Annotated in this window: 20 protein-coding genes; 5 read left to right on the top strand and 15 right to left on the bottom strand. The window is 45.0% G+C overall.

The features are described 5' to 3' along the window. The first annotated feature begins 1 nt into the window (after nt 1). Together G6R11_RS19660 and dolP are read left to right on the top strand one after the other, a co-directional pair. Nucleotides 2-592: an SIS domain-containing protein gene (locus G6R11_RS19660; protein WP_163134737.1), complete on the top strand. Its 591-nt coding sequence runs from the start codon at nt 2-4 to the stop codon at nt 590-592. A 3-nt stretch (nt 593-595) separates the two neighbouring features. Further along, entirely contained in the window at nt 596-1,168 is a 573-nt protein-coding gene (dolP, locus tag G6R11_RS19655; protein WP_163134736.1) for a division/outer membrane stress-associated lipid-binding lipoprotein, read from the top strand. Between the two features lie 42 nt (nt 1,169-1,210). On the opposite strand, the gene G6R11_RS19650 is transcribed toward dolP, so the two are convergent. From G6R11_RS19650 to zapE, 8 genes are all read right to left on the bottom strand, one after another. Further along, nucleotides 1,211-1,615, bottom strand: a complete 405-nt coding sequence (locus G6R11_RS19650) for a ClpXP protease specificity-enhancing factor (RefSeq protein ID WP_163134735.1) — start codon at nt 1,613-1,615, stop codon at nt 1,211-1,213. Between the two features lie 11 nt (nt 1,616-1,626). Continuing rightward, the gene (gene sspA / locus G6R11_RS19645; RefSeq protein ID WP_163134734.1) at nt 1,627-2,262 is read right to left on the bottom strand and encodes a stringent starvation protein SspA; all 636 of its coding nucleotides are present in this window, start codon (nt 2,260-2,262) and stop codon (nt 1,627-1,629) included. Between the two features lie 86 nt (nt 2,263-2,348). After that, the gene (locus G6R11_RS19640) at nt 2,349-3,083 is read right to left on the bottom strand and encodes a cytochrome c1 (protein ID WP_205472976.1); all 735 of its coding nucleotides are present in this window, start codon (nt 3,081-3,083) and stop codon (nt 2,349-2,351) included. Beyond that, the gene (locus G6R11_RS19635) at nt 3,083-4,294 is read right to left on the bottom strand and encodes a cytochrome bc complex cytochrome b subunit (protein WP_163134732.1); all 1,212 of its coding nucleotides are present in this window, start codon (nt 4,292-4,294) and stop codon (nt 3,083-3,085) included. The genes G6R11_RS19640 and G6R11_RS19635 overlap by 1 nt, the downstream gene beginning before the upstream one ends. A 1-nt stretch (nt 4,295) precedes the next feature. Then, on the bottom strand, nt 4,296-4,886 hold the full coding sequence (gene petA, locus G6R11_RS19630; RefSeq protein WP_163134731.1) for a ubiquinol-cytochrome c reductase iron-sulfur subunit: 591 nt from the start codon (nt 4,884-4,886) through the stop codon (nt 4,296-4,298). Between the two features lie 242 nt (nt 4,887-5,128). Further along, nucleotides 5,129-5,521, bottom strand: coding sequence for a 30S ribosomal protein S9 (rpsI, locus tag G6R11_RS19625; protein ID WP_040306930.1), 393 nt, complete (start codon nt 5,519-5,521; stop codon nt 5,129-5,131). Nucleotides 5,522-5,538: 17 nt separating this feature from the next. Continuing rightward, nucleotides 5,539-5,967 carry a 50S ribosomal protein L13 gene (gene rplM / locus G6R11_RS19620; protein ID WP_016400761.1) on the bottom strand — a complete coding sequence of 143 codons (429 nt, stop codon included), beginning with the start codon at nt 5,965-5,967 and terminating at the stop codon, nt 5,539-5,541. Between the two features lie 192 nt (nt 5,968-6,159). Then, nucleotides 6,160-7,275, bottom strand: a complete 1,116-nt coding sequence (gene zapE, locus G6R11_RS19615; protein WP_163134730.1) for a cell division protein ZapE — start codon at nt 7,273-7,275, stop codon at nt 6,160-6,162. A gap of 107 nt (nt 7,276-7,382) precedes the next feature. Between zapE and G6R11_RS19610 the strand changes: the two genes are divergently transcribed. From G6R11_RS19610 to degS, 3 genes are all read left to right on the top strand, one after another. Next, nucleotides 7,383-7,787 (top strand): YhcB family protein, encoded by a 405-nt coding sequence (locus G6R11_RS19610; protein WP_152780623.1) that lies wholly within the window; start codon nt 7,383-7,385, stop codon nt 7,785-7,787. 79 nt (nt 7,788-7,866) lie between these two features. Further along, nucleotides 7,867-9,234 (top strand): Do family serine endopeptidase, encoded by a 1,368-nt coding sequence (locus tag G6R11_RS19605; protein WP_163134729.1) that lies wholly within the window; start codon nt 7,867-7,869, stop codon nt 9,232-9,234. A gap of 97 nt (nt 9,235-9,331) precedes the next feature. Continuing rightward, on the top strand, nt 9,332-10,426 hold the full coding sequence (gene degS, locus G6R11_RS19600; RefSeq protein ID WP_163134728.1) for an outer membrane-stress sensor serine endopeptidase DegS: 1,095 nt from the start codon (nt 9,332-9,334) through the stop codon (nt 10,424-10,426). Here the strand turns inward: degS and murA are convergent. Genes murA through G6R11_RS19565 form a run of 7 tightly spaced genes read right to left on the bottom strand, consistent with a single transcriptional unit; the run spans nt 10,410 to nt 14,941 of the window. Then, on the bottom strand, nt 10,410-11,675 hold the full coding sequence (gene murA, locus G6R11_RS19595; protein ID WP_163134727.1) for a UDP-N-acetylglucosamine 1-carboxyvinyltransferase: 1,266 nt from the start codon (nt 11,673-11,675) through the stop codon (nt 10,410-10,412). The genes degS and murA overlap by 17 nt on opposite strands. 15 nt (nt 11,676-11,690) lie before the next feature. Continuing rightward, nucleotides 11,691-11,945, bottom strand: a complete 255-nt coding sequence (locus G6R11_RS19590; protein WP_016400755.1) for a BolA family protein — start codon at nt 11,943-11,945, stop codon at nt 11,691-11,693. A 22-nt stretch (nt 11,946-11,967) separates the two neighbouring features. Then, on the bottom strand, nt 11,968-12,246 hold the full coding sequence (locus G6R11_RS19585; RefSeq protein ID WP_240352511.1) for a lipid asymmetry maintenance protein MlaB: 279 nt from the start codon (nt 12,244-12,246) through the stop codon (nt 11,968-11,970). Then, nucleotides 12,246-12,884: a phospholipid-binding protein MlaC gene (locus G6R11_RS19580; RefSeq protein WP_163134725.1), complete on the bottom strand. Its 639-nt coding sequence runs from the start codon at nt 12,882-12,884 to the stop codon at nt 12,246-12,248. The genes G6R11_RS19585 and G6R11_RS19580 overlap by 1 nt, the downstream gene beginning before the upstream one ends. Nucleotide 12,885: 1 nt before the next feature. Further along, on the bottom strand, nt 12,886-13,353 hold the full coding sequence (gene mlaD, locus G6R11_RS19575) for an outer membrane lipid asymmetry maintenance protein MlaD (protein WP_163134724.1): 468 nt from the start codon (nt 13,351-13,353) through the stop codon (nt 12,886-12,888). Between the two features lie 14 nt (nt 13,354-13,367). Next, a complete protein-coding gene (gene mlaE / locus G6R11_RS19570; protein WP_163134723.1) occupies nt 13,368-14,144 on the bottom strand; it encodes a lipid asymmetry maintenance ABC transporter permease subunit MlaE in 777 nt (258 codons plus the stop codon). Beyond that, on the bottom strand, nt 14,141-14,941 hold the full coding sequence (locus G6R11_RS19565) for an ATP-binding cassette domain-containing protein (protein WP_163134722.1): 801 nt from the start codon (nt 14,939-14,941) through the stop codon (nt 14,141-14,143). Before G6R11_RS19565 ends, mlaE begins: the two co-directional genes overlap by 4 nt. Nucleotides 14,942-14,951: the final 10 nt, after the last annotated feature.

Genomic DNA, 14,951 nt, shown 5'->3' with positions numbered 1-14,951 from the left:
CATGCAAGAACGAATAAAAGAAATATTTAGAGAAAGCATACAGACTAAAATTGCCGCAGCAGAAGCACTGCCGGATGCGATTGAAAAAGCCACAGTGATCATCGCTCAAGCGTTGCTCAACGGTAACAAACTGCTCATTGCAGGCAATAGCGCAGGTGCAGCGCTTGCTCAGCAGTTTTCAGCTAATCTAGTTAATCGTTTTGATACTGAACGTCCTAGCCTTCCCGCGTTAGCGCTTAGTACCGACAGTTCGGTATTATCTGCCATTGCTAATGATTACTCCTTTGACGAAATCTTCGCCAAACAAATTCGCGCCTTAGGTCAGCAAGGCGATGTACTGGTGGCTATTTCAGATTCCGGTAATTGTCGCAACGTGATTAAAGCCATGGAGGCAGCTGTAAATCGTGATATGACAATTATTGCGCTAACCGGTAAAGACGGTGGAGAGATGGCCGGTTTGCTTAGTGAGCAAGACGTAGAAATTAGAGTGCCGGGTGAGCAAAGCGTGCGTATAAACGAAGTACACTTGCTAGCATTAAACAGTTTATGTGATTTAGTAGACCGTACGTTGTTTCCCCAACAAGAGGATTAAAAAATGTTACGTATCATCACCATTGTTGTTTTAGCAGGGCTGTTACAAGCCTGTGCTGGAGCAGTTGTAGTGGGTGCAGGAGTGGCAGCAGGTGCAGCAACAGACAGGCGCACCATTGGCACTCAATTTGATGACCAAACTATAGAGCTACAGGTACTCAACGAACTGGGTAAAGAAGAGAATATTTGGCGCGAAAGCAAACTGTCGGTAGTGGCACTAAACGGCAGAGTATTGGTAATAGGTCAAACGCCTAATCAAGAGTACTTTAACCAGATTACGAAGGTTGTTCGCGACGTAAATGGTGTACAGCAAGTACTTAACGAGGTTCGTATCAAAGAGCCAGTATCTTTAGGCGTACGTAGCAATGACTCTTGGATTACCACCAAAATTAAATTCAAGATTTATGAAGACAGCCAGCTCCCGCCAGGCAAGATAAAAGTTATCACCGAAGACAGTGAAGTATTTCTTATTGGTTTTGTCACCACAGAAGAAGAGCGCTTAGCCATCGACATTGCCCGCCATGAAACCGGTGTGGCTAAAGTAATTAAGGTATTTGAGCTAATTGAAGCCAGTTAGCTATTTTAAAGCAGATACAAAAAAGCGCCTATCGGCGCTTTTTTATTTTACGATGGTGAGAGTTGGCTTTTTCGGAGTATCGTCTTTCTCCACAGCCTCTTCAGGCTGACTCTCAAGCTCTTCCACTTGCTCGTAAGCAGCTTCTGGCTCAAACACAGTACCTGCACCATTCTCTCGAGCATATATGGCAACAACAGCTGCCATAGGCACGTAGACCTGAAACGGCTTACCACCAAAACGCGCGCTAAAACTTACGTGCTGTAAGTCCATATTAAAAGCCGCAATAGCCGAGGGGGCAATGTTGAGAACAATCTGCCCATCATTGACAAACTGGCTAGGCACGGTCACGTTAGCTTGGGTAGCATCCACCACCAAGTGTGGCGTCAACTCGTTGTCTAACAACCAATCAAAAAAAGCCTTAAGCAAATAAGGCCTATTTGGGGTCATCTCTTCGCTCATTAACCTAAGAACCCATCGCGAATTTCACGCTCTGAATCGGTCAGTGAAGCTTGGAAAGATTCACGGTCGAATACACGGATCATATAAGATTTAATTTCTTTAGAACCCGCGCCTTCTAGCTCGATACCTAAAGTAGGTAAGCGCCAAAGTAGCGGAGCTAAGTAACAATCTACTAGGCTAAATTCTTCACTCATGAAGTAAGGCATTTCAGCAAAAACCGGGGCAATACTTAACAGGCTTTCTGTTAATTGCTTACGTGCAGCTTCGGCGTTTTCACCCTTTTCAATTTGCGCAACCAAGGTGTACCAGTCGTTTTTGATGCGGTGCATCATAAGGCGGCTTGAACCACGCGACACAGGGTAAACAGGCATTAGCGGCGGATGAGGAAAACGCTCATCTAAATATTCCATGATGATCTGCGATTGGTACAACACCAATTCACGATCAACTAAGGTTGGAACAGAGCTGTACGGATTCAAATCAATTAAGTCTTCCGGTAAGTTATCCGGATCAACCTGATTAATCTCTACGCTGACGCCTTTCTCAGCCAAAACGATACGTACCTGATGACTATATAAGTCGTTAGCACCAGAGTATAGCGTCATTACCGAACGCTTGTTGGCAGCTACAGCCATTGAATCCTCCAAAAACCATCTAAAATAAATACACAAACGGCAACAGCATAAATGCTATTGCCGATAATTAAATACTAGCTCAAGACTTAGTGTACGTCGCGCCAGTATTCTTTCTTCAATAGATAACTAATAATGAAGAAAATGAATAAGAAACCAAGCACCCAGTAACCAAGACGTTTACGCTCTAGCTGAATAGGTTCAGCAGAGTAAACTAAAAAGTTAACGAGGTCTAAAACAGCGTGGTCATACTCATCATCGCTCATCTCACCGCTACCATCCGATTGGATGCCAACGTAGATTTGCTGGTCTTCACCATCAATCATTCTTGTTTCATAAACCGCGTTTGGTACACCTTGCAACTCTTGCAATACGTGTGGCATACCAACACTTGGGAATACTTTGTTGTTCACCCCAAATGGACGCGTTTCATCAACATAAAATGAACGTAAATAGGTATATACCCAATCAGCTCCACGAACTCGAGCTACTAAGGTTAAATCTGGAGCTGGCGCACCAAACCATTTAGCAGCGTCATCTTCTTTAATGGCATTTTGCATCAATTCACCTGGTTTTACCCCGGTAAAAATCAAGTTTTCTTCCATTAAGTTGATTGGAATGCCTAAATCTTCTGCTACTCGATTATAACGCTGATACTGAGCACTATGACAGCCAAAGCAGTAGTTCATAAACAGCTTAGCGCCGTTTTGTAACGAAGCTTTGTCTTTTAAGTCGTAGTTTGCTTTGTCTAAAGGAACGGTAGAACCAGCGGCAAACGCCAAGCTAGGAACCAGCAACGCGAATGCTAAAAAAATATTTTTCATCATTTGGTCACCCTTTCTGGAACTGGCTTAGTTTTCTCATTTTTGCTGTAAATCCAAAGCAGTAGGAAATAACCAAAGTAACCAACTGTTGTTATACGCGCGATCCAAGTTAACAAATCCGTTGAAGGCAAAGCTCCAAGCACACCTAGAATCACAAAACAGATAACAAACTGAGCAATATTAAGCTTATGAATTGTACTGCGGTAGCGAATCGACTTCACTTTACAGCGGTCTAGCCACGGCAGTATAAACAACACCGCAATAGACGCCCCCATCATTACTACACCCAATAACTTATCGGGTACCGCACGCAAAATTGCATAGAAAGGAGTGAAATACCAAACCGGCGCAATATGCTCTGGTGTTTTCAGTGGGTTAGCAGCTTCGAAGTTAGGTGGCTCTAGGAAAAATCCTCCACCTTCAGGGAAGAAGAACATCACCCAACAGAAGAAGAACAAGAAGCCCACAATGGCCGCTAAATCTTTAACCGTAAAGTAAGGGTGGAAAGGTATGCCGTCTTTCGGCCAACCGTTCTCGTCTTTGTTCGCTTTAATCTCGATGCCGTCGGGGTTGTTAGAGCCAACTTCATGCAGCGCTACAATGTGTAAAAACACCAACATAACCAGCACTAAGGGCAATGCAATAACATGCAAAGCAAAGAAGCGGTTAAGGGTTGCCCCAGAGATAACATAGTCACCACGGATCCACAGAGTTAGGTCATCACCGATTACCGGTATAGCCCCAAACAGTGAAATAATTACCTGCGCGCCCCAGTAAGACATTTGTCCCCAAGGAAGCAAGTAACCCATGAATGCTTCGGCCATTAATACCAAGAAGATTAACATCCCGAACAACCAAATCAGTTCGCGAGGTTTTTGGTAAGAGCCGTAAATTAAGCCACGATACATGTGCAAATAAATCACCACAAAGAAGGCTGACGCCCCGGTGGAATGCATGTAACGCAGTAGCCAACCATATTCCACATCACGCATGATGTATTCAATAGAGGCAAATGCTCCATCACCTGATGGGTTGTAATTCATCGTTAGCCAAATACCTGTAAGGATTTGGTTAACTAATACCACCATGGCAATAAAGCCAAAAATATACCAAAAGTTAAAGTTTTTTGGTGTTGGGTATTGGCCCACATGTTTATTGTAGGTCTTGGTCAACGGGATCCGTTCATCGATCCAACCGATAAGTGCCTTCATCTTATGCCTCTCCCTGGTCCAAGCCGACCAAAATGGTGGTTTCATCAACATAGTGATGTGGAGGAACAACCAAGTTTAGTGGTGCTGGTACACTTTGGAATACTCGTCCGGCCATATCAAACTTCGAACCATGACAAGGACAGAAAAATCCATATTCAACACCTTGTACTTGCTCAGCAAAGCTGCCAGGTAAGTAAGTGGGTGAACAGCCAAGGTGAGTACACAAGCCCACACCCACAAACAACTCAGGTTTAATTGAGCGATGTACGTTGACTGTATAATCGGGTTGCTGAGGCTCCTCAGATTCAGGGTCACGTAACCTATCACCAATGGTGTCTAAGTTATCGAGAACCGACTGAGGACGGTTAACCACCCAAACAGGTTTACCACGCCATTCAACACGTAGTAATTGTCCAGGCTCTATTTTGCTAATATCCACTTCTACCGGTGCTCCAGCTGCTTTAGCTTTGGCACTCGGATTCCATGAACTGATAAAAGGTACTGCGGCAAACGTTGCTCCTACACCACCGACAACAGCTGTTGTCCAGGTTAGGAAGCGACGGCGGCCAGCATCGACAGGAGCGTTGCTCATCCAATGTCTCTCCGGTAAGGATCCGCGCAATTATTGTAATTTTCCTTGCGGCATGCTGCACAAGGTAGCGTTTTTCTGCTACTGGTAGCGTTTACTTGCTACTACATTATTGCAGGTAAATGCGAACAAAATAGTAATAAAAAACACACAAATTGACAAGGGAAATCAAGGTTTTTAACCTTTTAGAATAAAGAAAAGCCCGGCATAGCCGAGCTTTTTTGTAACACGAATGTGTATAGCAATTAACGTTTAGAGAATTGCGGACGACGACGTGCTTTACGTAGACCAACTTTCTTACGCTCAACTTTACGCGCATCACGGGTAACGAAACCAGCTTTACGTAGCTCAGGACGTAGACTTTCGTCGTATTCCATAAGAGCACGAGTGATACCGTGACGGATAGCACCAGCTTGACCAGTTGTACCACCACCTTTAACGGTAACTAGTAGGTCAACTTTTTCTAACAATTCAGTTAGTTCAAGTGGTTGACGAACTACCATACGAGCAGTTTCACGGCCAAAGTAAACGTCCAGAGTGCGGTTGTTTACAGTGATGTTACCACTACCTGCTTTTAAAAATACGCGAGCAGTAGAGCTTTTGCGACGGCCAGTGCCGTAGTATTGATTCTCAGCCATTATTCAAATTCCGTAACTTAAATGTCTAATACTTGTGGTTGCTGAGCCGCATGAGTGTGCTCAGGTCCAGCGAATACTTTCAGTTTACGGAACATTGCACGGCCTAGAGGACCTTTTGGCAACATACCTTTCACTGCAGACTGGATAACACGCTCAGGAGCTTTTTCGATTAACTTTTCAAAGCTAATTGATTTTAAGCCACCTGGGTAACCAGTGTGCGAGTGGTAAATTTTACCTTTCGCTTTGTTGCCTGTTACGGCTACTTTCTCAGCGTTAATTACGATGATGTAATCACCAGTATCAACGTGAGGAGTATATTCAGCTTTATGCTTACCGCGTAGGCGAGAAGCGATTTCAGTTGCGATACGACCCAGAGTTTTACCATCTGCATCTACAACGTACCAGTCGCGTTTAACGCTGTCTGGCTTGGCTACAAAAGTTTTCATTTGTATATATAACCCAAAATAACTGTTACACATGTGTTTGTGATAATCACAAACGTGAAAGTAGCCACTCATAGTATCCCTTCGAATACGGAGTAAGCTGGATTGTTAGTATCACCAAATCGGTGACATGTAACGTGGGGTGGCAAGATTATAGGGGAAGTACAAAAAAAAACCACCCCTAATTGCGATTATTTAAGGTAAGTGTTCCCTTTCTAAGTATTCGTGAGACTGCATCTCTTGTAAACGAGACAAACAACGCTCAAATTCAAAGCTTAATCGACCGCCTTGGTAGAGCTTATCCAGCGGCACTTCGGCAGCAATGATCAAAGTGACATTTCGCTCATAAAACTCATCAATCAAGGCAATAAAGCGACGGGCAGCATCATCATTTTTTGCACTCATTGCCACCACACCCGATAGCAACACCGTGTGATAGAGCCTTGCCAGCTCGATGTAATCTAACTGGCTTCTCGCCCCTTCACATAACTCACTAAATTCAACATGCAATACGCTATCGGCCTCATTGACAAAGTTAATCATCCGCTGATTAATTTCAATCTGACCAAGCGCTTGGCGCGGTTCGTTAGACAACTGCAAAAAATACTGGGCCAAGTTTTGTTCCGCTTGTTGATCTAGCGGGTGATGATAAATCTCTGCCTCATTGAGGGTTCGCATTCGATAATCACTGCCACCATCTACATTGATGATTTGGCAATGTTGTTGAATCAACTTGATGGTTGGGATGAAACGCTGTCGCTGTAAACCATTGCGATACAAATCTTCTGGCGGAATATTCGAAGTTGCAATCAGGGTAACGCCACGCTCAAATAAAGCCTCAAACAGAGTTCCTAAAATCATCGCATCGGTAATGTCTGAGACAAAAAACTCATCAAAGCAGATAACCTCTGCCTCTTTATATAAACGATCTGCCACGACCTCTAAGGGATTAGTTTGGGCAGTTAAGCTTTTTAGCTCGTTATGCACCCGCTGCATAAAACGGTGAAAATGCACGCGCATTTTGCGCTGCTGGGGTAAGCAATTATAAAAAGTGTCCATGAGGTAGGTTTTGCCGCGGCCTACTCCTCCCCACATATAAAGGCCCTGAACACGATGTTGGCCAGGCACTTCGGCATTAGAAAATCGACTTTTTAACTTAGCCAAAAAAGAAGTGGGAGCAACAGCCTGAGCGGGCTTTTCGTTTAATTGTTCAAATACGCGTTGCAGCTGGGTAACGGCGAATGCCTGTGCATTGTCTTTTATAAAATCATGAGCTTGCAGATCTTGCTCGTATTGTTGCTGTGGAGTCATCCTTTCCCTATTCCCAGAACCCGCTAAAATTAGTCGAAAATTGATAGTACCATGTGAAAGCATTCTCAAGTATATTGAAAGTTCATCAAGACCAACAAAGGAATAATATGAGCGCAATTAGCAGTATGATTTTTCTTCTTATTGGTGTCGCTATTGGCTTCTTCCTTAGTCGTATAGCATCAAAGCCGGTTGGTAGCGATGCCAATATGAAGCAAGAACTCGAACAAAACAAAGCTGAATTAGACAGCTATAAAGAGCAAGTTCAAGAGCACTTTGCAACCAGTGCTCAACTACTTGAAGACATGGCTAAGCAATACCAAGGCATATACGAACATATGGCCAGCCAGTCAAAATCATTAATCAGTGAAGACGTAGCTCAACCGCAGCTATTTGCTGATTATCAAGAAAAATTAGAGCTAGACGAAACGGTTGAATCAAATGAAGCTCAACCTAAAGATTACTCTAATCAACCATCTGGTTTATTTACCGAAGCTCAGCGTAAAGCTAGCTAAATCATTGAACTTTTTAAACTAAGCAGGGTCATTAAGATCCTGCTTTTTTATAATGACATGTGTTTATTGAGGTATTTAGATGAGTGTTTCCACTAAGAAATTTGTCATTGTATTGCTGTCTCTCTTTCTTGGCATCAATACCTTCCAAGCTCACGCTGCCCTGCCTTTCTCTGTTGGTGGCGAAGAACTTCCCAGCTTAGCCCCAGTGCTTGAACAAGCCACCCCCGCCGTGGTTAATATCTCTGTTGCGGGTACTAAAGTTTCTCAACAACAACTTCCAGAGTTATTTAAGTACTTCTTCGGTCCAGAAGGTAATCCTGGTAACGCCGAACAAGAGCGCCCTTTTCAAGGCTTAGGTTCCGGTGTCGTAGTTGATGCGAAAAAGGGCTACGTAATCACCAACTACCATGTAATTCACGAAGCTGACGAAATTGTCGTCACCCTAAAGGATGGCCGCACTTTTGAAGCTGAAGTATTGGGTAGTGACCGCCATACCGATATCGCATTGTTGCAGATAGAAGCCGATGAACTGGTCGATATTAAGCTGGCAGATTCTGATGAGCTTCGTGTAGGTGATTTTACTGTTGCTATCGGTAATCCTTTTGGCTTAGGCCAAACCGTCACCTCAGGCATTGTGAGCGCACTTGGGCGCAGTGGTCTAAACATTGAAAACCTCGAAAACTTCATTCAAACCGACGCGGCAATTAACAGTGGTAACTCAGGCGGCGCCTTAATCAACTTACGTGGTGAACTAATCGGCATTAACACCGCTATTATCGCGCCTAACGGCGGCAACATCGGTATTGGTTTTGCGATCCCCAGTAATATGGTGCGAAACCTAGCAGACCAAATTATCGAGTTTGGCGAAGTCCGTCGCGGCGTGCTGGGCGTTACTGGTGGCGAGCTGAACAGTGATTTAGCTAAGGCCTTTGGTACCGACTCGCAACATGGCGCCTTTGTTAACCAAGTTATGCAGGGTTCAGCAGCCGACAAAGCGGGTATTGAACCCGGTGACATCATCATTGCCGTTGATGATAAAAAAGTGAAGAGCTTTGCTGAACTGCGTGCCAAAATTGGCACCATGGGCGCAGGTAAAACCATTAAGATTGGCGCAATTCGAGATGGCAAAGCCATCGACTTTAAGGTGACCTTACAGCAGGCAGAAGAGCAAAACATTAATGCCAAGGTTATGCACCCTGCGCTTGAAGGAGCAAGCTTAAGCTCTACTGGTAAAGATGCTGAAATATCAGGCGTGCGGGTTAACAAAATCGCGCGTAACTCCAAGGCCTTTGCTAACGGCTTCGAAGAAGGCGATATCATTATCGGCATCAATAAGATTCGCATCACCAGTATCGCTGACTTACGCGCCCTGTTGGAAACCGAACCGAAAGTGCTAGCCGTGAATATTCAACGTGGTGACGAGAACCTCTACCGAATCATTCAATAGCTTGAGTTTATTAACAATAAAGGCGACTTATTAGTCGCCTTTTCTTTTGTCTCCAGTATCTGCGTGCTATGCTGAGAATCTAGCTGGAGAAGAACAATTGTTAGCTATAATCAAGTATTTACTCAAGCCCGCTGTATTTGGCTTAGCAATAGCGCTGGGCATTTTGTTTGCGTTTCCGGAGTTTCGTGAAAACAGTAAACAATTGCTCGATGACTATACTGAAACACCACTAGTTAGTTACGCTCAAGCGTCTAGGCGTGCGGCGCCAGCGGTGGTAAACATCTATACCCGCAGTTTCTTGCAATCTTATGTGAATGTAGACACTCAGCTTGAGTCTCAAGGTTTAGGCTCTGGCGTTATTATGTCTAAACAAGGTTTTGTATTAACCAACCTTCACGTAATTGCCAATTCCGATCAAATTGTTATCGCCCTCCAAGATGGCCGAGTGTTTAATGCAGACTTAGTCGGTGGCGATGTGATCACTGATTTAGCGGTATTAAAGATTGAAGCCTCTCCCGATCTCCCGGTTATTCCACAGAACGATCAACTGGCGACGCAGGTTGGTGATGTAGTACTGGCCATTGGTAATCCATATAACGTGGGCCAAACCATTACTCAAGGCATTATTAGTGCAGCCGGGCGCAGTGGTATGAGCTCCACTGGCCGACAAGACTTCCTACAAACCGATGCAGCGATTAACCGTGGTAACTCTGGCGGTGCTTTAGTAAATACCCGCGGTGAGTTAGTGGGAATTAATACTTCGGCCTACCACCTAAACGATGCTGCAGATACTTATGGAATTAGTTTTGCCATTCCCTATGTATTAGCCAAAAAAATCATGCAAGGGCTGATTAAAGACGGCACCATTGTGCGTGGTTATTTAGGCTTAGACGGACAAAAGATCACGCCTCTACTTGCCTCTCGCTTAAAGCTTAACGAAACCCGCGGGGTAATTGTGAGTGGCTTAGATCCAAGCGGCCCTGCTGGTGAAGCTGGAATTCAAGCAAATGACATATTGGTGAGCATTGCCGGAACAGATATTGAGTCCATCAAGCAGGCCATGGACATAGTTGCAGAGACCCGACCCGGTTCAGAAATTATGGTGCGTTTATATAGAAACGGGGAACTACTTGAGCTCCCCGTTAAGATTACTGAACTAAAACTACCGAATAGACCTACGAGCGGTCATTAAAGCGGGTAATCTTTGCGCCAAGTTGAGCAAACTTGGTTTCAATGTTCTGATATCCACGGTCGATATGGTAAATACGGTCGACCACGGTTTCGCCTTCCGCCACCAAGGCCGCAATAACTAAGCTTGCAGAGGCGCGTAAATCGGTCGCCATTACCTGCGCGCCAGTTAAGTGCTCTGAATGCTTACATATCGCAGTATTGCCTTCCAGCTCGATCTCAGCTCCCATACGCATCAACTCAGGTACATGCATAAAGCGGTTCTCGAAGATGGTCTCGGTTACATGCCCAGTGCCTTCTGCAACGATGTTTAACACGGTAAACTGTGCTTGCATGTCGGTTGGGAATGCTGGGTGAGGAGCGGTTTTCACATTAACGGCTTTAAGCTGACAACCTTGCATATCAACTTCAATCCAATCCTTGCCACTAGCAACTTTAGCGCCCGCCTCTTCCAACTTCGAAAGTACAGATTCCATCAAGGTAGGGTCGGTATGAGTACAACGTACTTTACCGCCGGTGACCGCTGCACCCACTAGGTAAGTACCGGTTTCAATGCGATCCGGCAATACGCTGTATTCACCGCTGTGCAAGCTTTCTACACCATTAATAACTATGGTATCGCTACCCGCACCTTTAATATCGGCACCTAAAGTATTCAAGAAATCTGCTAAATCAACTACTTCTGGTTCGCGAGCGGCGTTTTCAATAATGGTTTCGCCTTCAGCAAGCGCTGCAGCCATCATTAGGTTTTCGGTGCCGGTAACACTGACCATGTCCATAAAGATACGAGCACCTTGCAGGCGACCGTTAACACGGGCTTTTACATAACCGTCTTCCACACTCATGTTGGCTTGCATAAGCTCCAAACCATGAATATGTAGGTTAACCGGACGCGCACCAATGGCGCAGCCACCTGGTAGCGACACATCGGCTTCGCCATATCGCGCCACTAAAGGACCAAGAGCCATGATAGAAGCACGCATGGTTTTTACCAGTTCGTAAGGCGCAACAAAGTCATTTGCTTTGCCCGCTTTAACGATTACGGTTTCGCCCTTTACTTCTAATTCTCGGCCAAGATGCTCAAGCATCTTGCAGGTAGTGCCAATGTCTCTCAACTGAGGCACATTGTGCAGGGTAACTTGCTCTTCACATAAAAGGGTGGCAAATAGGATCGGCAATGCCGCATTTTTTGCCCCTGAGATAGCCACTTCACCCTCTAGGCGGCAGCCACCTTCAATTCTAAACTTATCCACTAAAACTCCTAAGGACTACAATTGGCCAAACTTCTGTTGCTTTTGCCATTCATCAGGAGTGAACGCTTTGATTCCTAAAGCGTGAATTTCATTACTCGCAATGTACTCTTTCAGTGGTGCATAAACCGCTTGTTGCTTTTTAACTCGCGATAAATCCGTAAACATTGCACCAACAGCAACAACTTGAAAGTGATTACCTTCACCACTCACTTGCACATGCTCTAACTCAAGCGCTTGCGATAAGATTTCTTCGATTTGTTCTGGTTGCATAATTCGCTCCGCGTTAAGTGCGTTAATCTTCAAAGTGCAGCAAGCTGTCTAACTCGTAGAGTTTAAATAACAGCTTGGCTTGATCAGGACAGTGCTTAATTAATAAGCGCTTACTGGGTTCCGGTTTTAAGGCGGTGATAATAGCGGCTATTCCTGCAGAGTCAATCCGCTTAAGCTTGGCGAGATCTAATTCTTGAGCTTGGCAAGTCAGCAATTCGTTCCACCTAAGGGCTACTTGTTGACTGTCCCAATCTCCAGAGAGTGATAAGCACTGCTGCTCGACATTAAGTTCAGCTTGCATCACTTAGACTCATTTGCTGCAAAATTTTTGTCTTGCAGTAGCTTAATCACGCCATCGATACCGTTAGCACGAATTAAGCTATCCATCTCTGATTGCTTAGTCGACAGCAAGCTAACGCCTTCTGCGATAAGGTCATAAGCTAACCAGCGATCGGGGCTGTCGGGTGTTTTATTTTTAAGCTTGCGGAATTTAAACTCCAATTTAATCGGTGGGCGCTCGCCATCAACAAATTGAGCTTTAACCCCTACTTTGCTTTTCCCTTCAACTGAGCGCTCTGGCTCAATGTTCACTTGTTGCTGCTTATATTGGCCTAGAGCTTGGGTGTAAGTACTTACCAAATACTCTTTAAAGGCGGCGGTGAACTCTATGCGCTGTGGCTTGGTGGTTTTTTTTATCTGCTTGCCCAGCACAACAAACGAAGCATAACGGTAATCGATGTGCGGCATTAATTGCTCACGCACAATATCTTCAATTTGCTGGTCTGCATCAGCGGCTTCTCTATCTACTTCAGCCAAGCGACTAAAGGTTTGCTCCGCTACGTAGCTCATTAAACGATAAGGGTTTTCGTTTACCTGTTCAGCCATGATGCTCACACTTAACAACAGTGAACAAGCCAACATCAAGCATCTTATAAACATATTATTTCTCCGTTATCGAAAACAGGAATTGCCCGATTAGTTCTTCTAATACTAACGCCGATTTAGTGTCTTCGATCACATCACCGTCATTCAAGTCTTCAATGTCATCCAGCACAAATCCTGGGGTAAGGCCAATATACTGCTCGCCTAATAGACCCGCAGTGAGAATAGACAAAGAGCTGGTTTCTGGGTAGAAACCATATTGGCGATACATGCTTAAGGTGACTTTGGGCATGTAATCTTCGGTATCGAGATTAATCGCTTCTACTCGCCCCACCACCACGCCGCCCACTTTCACCGGCGAACGGGCTTTAAGCCCTCCAATGTTGTCGAATTTGGCATACAAGGTGTAAGTATCGGTGTTTTTACCCAGTTGGCTATCGGCAATCTTCAGCGCCAGTATGAGTAAGGCTGCAATGCCGAGCAATACAAACAAACCTACTGATAATTCTAATTTATTTACTTTCATGTTATTCCCTAAACCTAGCTGCCAAACATCAAGGCGGTTAGTACAAAATCCAAGGCTAAAACTAATAAAGAGGCATGCACTACGCTGCGAGTTGTCGCTTGGCTAATACCCTGCGCGCTCGGCATCGCATCGTAGCCATTAAACAAGGCCACCCAAACTACCGTAATAGCAAATACCGCACTTTTAATCATGCCGTTTCCAATATCTTGACCAAATTCTATGGAGGCTGCGGTAATCGACCAAAAGCTACCGTTATCAACTCCTAACCACTCTACGCCAACCAAGAACCCGCCCCAAATCCCCACTAAATTAAACATTAGCGTAAGTAGCGGCATGGCGATAAAGCCTGCCCATAAGCGCGGTGCGATAACCCGTTTAAGCGGATCCACAGCCATCATTTCCATACTCGATAGCTGTTCTGTGGTTTTCATTAAGCCAATCTCTGCCGTTAGAGCAGAGCCTGCTCTACCCGCAAACAATAATGCGGTAACCACCGGGCCAAGTTCTCGCAATAGTGACAACGCCACCATGGGACCTAGGCTGGTCTCAGCCCCAAAATCTACCAGTATATGGTAGCCCTGCAGCGCTAACACCATGCCAATAAACAAGCCAGAAACTAGAATAATAGGCAGTGACTGCACGCCTACCACATAAATTTGGCGAACAGTGTCTTTAAGTAGTTGCTTACTGGGCAAGGTTAGTAGCGCATGCCAAAGCATTAAGCTGGCTCGTCCCAGAGCACTTATTCGTAATAAAGTGTTGCGGCCTAAGGCTGCAATAGCGTCAATCATAAACTCGCCTTTAATGCTTGCGCGTAATCTTCAGCAGGATAATGAAATGCAGCTGGGCCATCGGCCTGACCTTGAAGGAACTGAGCCAAACGTGGGTTTGGATTACTAGCAATCTCCGCCACCGTTCCTTGCGCTAATACGCTGTGACCATCAATCACAAACACATAGTCAGCAATGCTCAATACTTCATTCACATCGTGGGAAACAATTACTGAGGTAAGCTGCAAGCTTTGATTCAAACCCTGAATTAGCTTAATCAATACGCCCATAGAGATCGGGTCTTGGCCAACAAAAGGTTCATCATAAAGAATAATCTCTGGCTCTAAGGCAATTGCTCGAGCCAGTGCTACTCGGCGTGCCATGCCGCCAGACAAATCACCCGGCATTAGTTGAGCAGTACCGCGTAGCCCCACCGCTTGTAGCTTCATCAGCACTAAGTTACGTAATACTGGTTCTGGTAATTGAGTATGTTCGCGCAGCGGGAAGGCAACATTCTCAAACACGTTAAGGTCGCTAAACAAAGCCCCGCTTTGGAACAGCATGCCAATTCGCTTACGCAGTTTAAACAATTCGCTACGACTAAGTTGATGAACGTTTTGCTGATCGATAAGCACTTCGCCGCCAGTTGGCTTTAACTGACCGCCAATTAATTTGAGTAAGGTGGTTTTACCAATACCACTAGGCCCCATTATGGCAGTAATTTTGCCTGTGGGAATATGCAGGTCTAAGCCTTCAAAGATGACTTTGTCGCCGCGCTGAAACGCCAGTTGTTTTACTTCAATCAAACTATCTGCCACTCCGTGAGCA

Source organism: Agarivorans sp. Alg241-V36 (genome assembly GCF_900537085.1).
Classification (GTDB): domain Bacteria; phylum Pseudomonadota; class Gammaproteobacteria; order Enterobacterales; family Celerinatantimonadaceae; genus Agarivorans.
The sequence above is the reverse complement of the archived record's forward strand: the minus strand, read 5'-3'. Positions and strand labels throughout refer to the sequence as shown.

Bases quoted from the DNA above. Each gene is read 5' to 3' on its own strand.
- G6R11_RS19660 (WP_163134737.1), top strand. From the start codon at position 2: ATGCAAGAACGAATAAAAGAAATATTTAGAGAAAGCATACAGACTAAA.
- dolP (WP_163134736.1), top strand. From the start codon at position 596: ATGTTACGTATCATCACCATTGTTGTTTTAGCAGGGCTGTTACAAGCC.
- G6R11_RS19650 (WP_163134735.1), bottom strand. From the start codon at position 1,615: ATGACCCCAAATAGGCCTTATTTGCTTAAGGCTTTTTTTGATTGGTTG.
- sspA (WP_163134734.1), bottom strand. From the start codon at position 2,262: ATGGCTGTAGCTGCCAACAAGCGTTCGGTAATGACGCTATACTCTGGT.
- G6R11_RS19640 (WP_205472976.1), bottom strand. From the start codon at position 3,083: ATGAAAAATATTTTTTTAGCATTCGCGTTGCTGGTTCCTAGCTTGGCG.
- G6R11_RS19635 (WP_163134732.1), bottom strand. From the start codon at position 4,294: ATGAAGGCACTTATCGGTTGGATCGATGAACGGATCCCGTTGACCAAG.
- petA (WP_163134731.1), bottom strand. From the start codon at position 4,886: ATGAGCAACGCTCCTGTCGATGCTGGCCGCCGTCGCTTCCTAACCTGG.
- rpsI (WP_040306930.1), bottom strand. From the start codon at position 5,521: ATGGCTGAGAATCAATACTACGGCACTGGCCGTCGCAAAAGCTCTACT.
- rplM (WP_016400761.1), bottom strand. From the start codon at position 5,967: ATGAAAACTTTTGTAGCCAAGCCAGACAGCGTTAAACGCGACTGGTAC.
- zapE (WP_163134730.1), bottom strand. From the start codon at position 7,275: ATGACTCCACAGCAACAATACGAGCAAGATCTGCAAGCTCATGATTTT.
- G6R11_RS19610 (WP_152780623.1), top strand. From the start codon at position 7,383: ATGAGCGCAATTAGCAGTATGATTTTTCTTCTTATTGGTGTCGCTATT.
- G6R11_RS19605 (WP_163134729.1), top strand. From the start codon at position 7,867: ATGAGTGTTTCCACTAAGAAATTTGTCATTGTATTGCTGTCTCTCTTT.
- G6R11_RS19590 (WP_016400755.1), bottom strand. From the start codon at position 11,945: ATGCAACCAGAACAAATCGAAGAAATCTTATCGCAAGCGCTTGAGTTA.
- G6R11_RS19585 (WP_240352511.1), bottom strand. From the start codon at position 12,246: ATGCAAGCTGAACTTAATGTCGAGCAGCAGTGCTTATCACTCTCTGGA.
- G6R11_RS19580 (WP_163134725.1), bottom strand. From the start codon at position 12,884: ATGTTTATAAGATGCTTGATGTTGGCTTGTTCACTGTTGTTAAGTGTG.
- mlaD (WP_163134724.1), bottom strand. From the start codon at position 13,353: ATGAAAGTAAATAAATTAGAATTATCAGTAGGTTTGTTTGTATTGCTC.
- mlaE (WP_163134723.1), bottom strand. From the start codon at position 14,144: ATGATTGACGCTATTGCAGCCTTAGGCCGCAACACTTTATTACGAATA.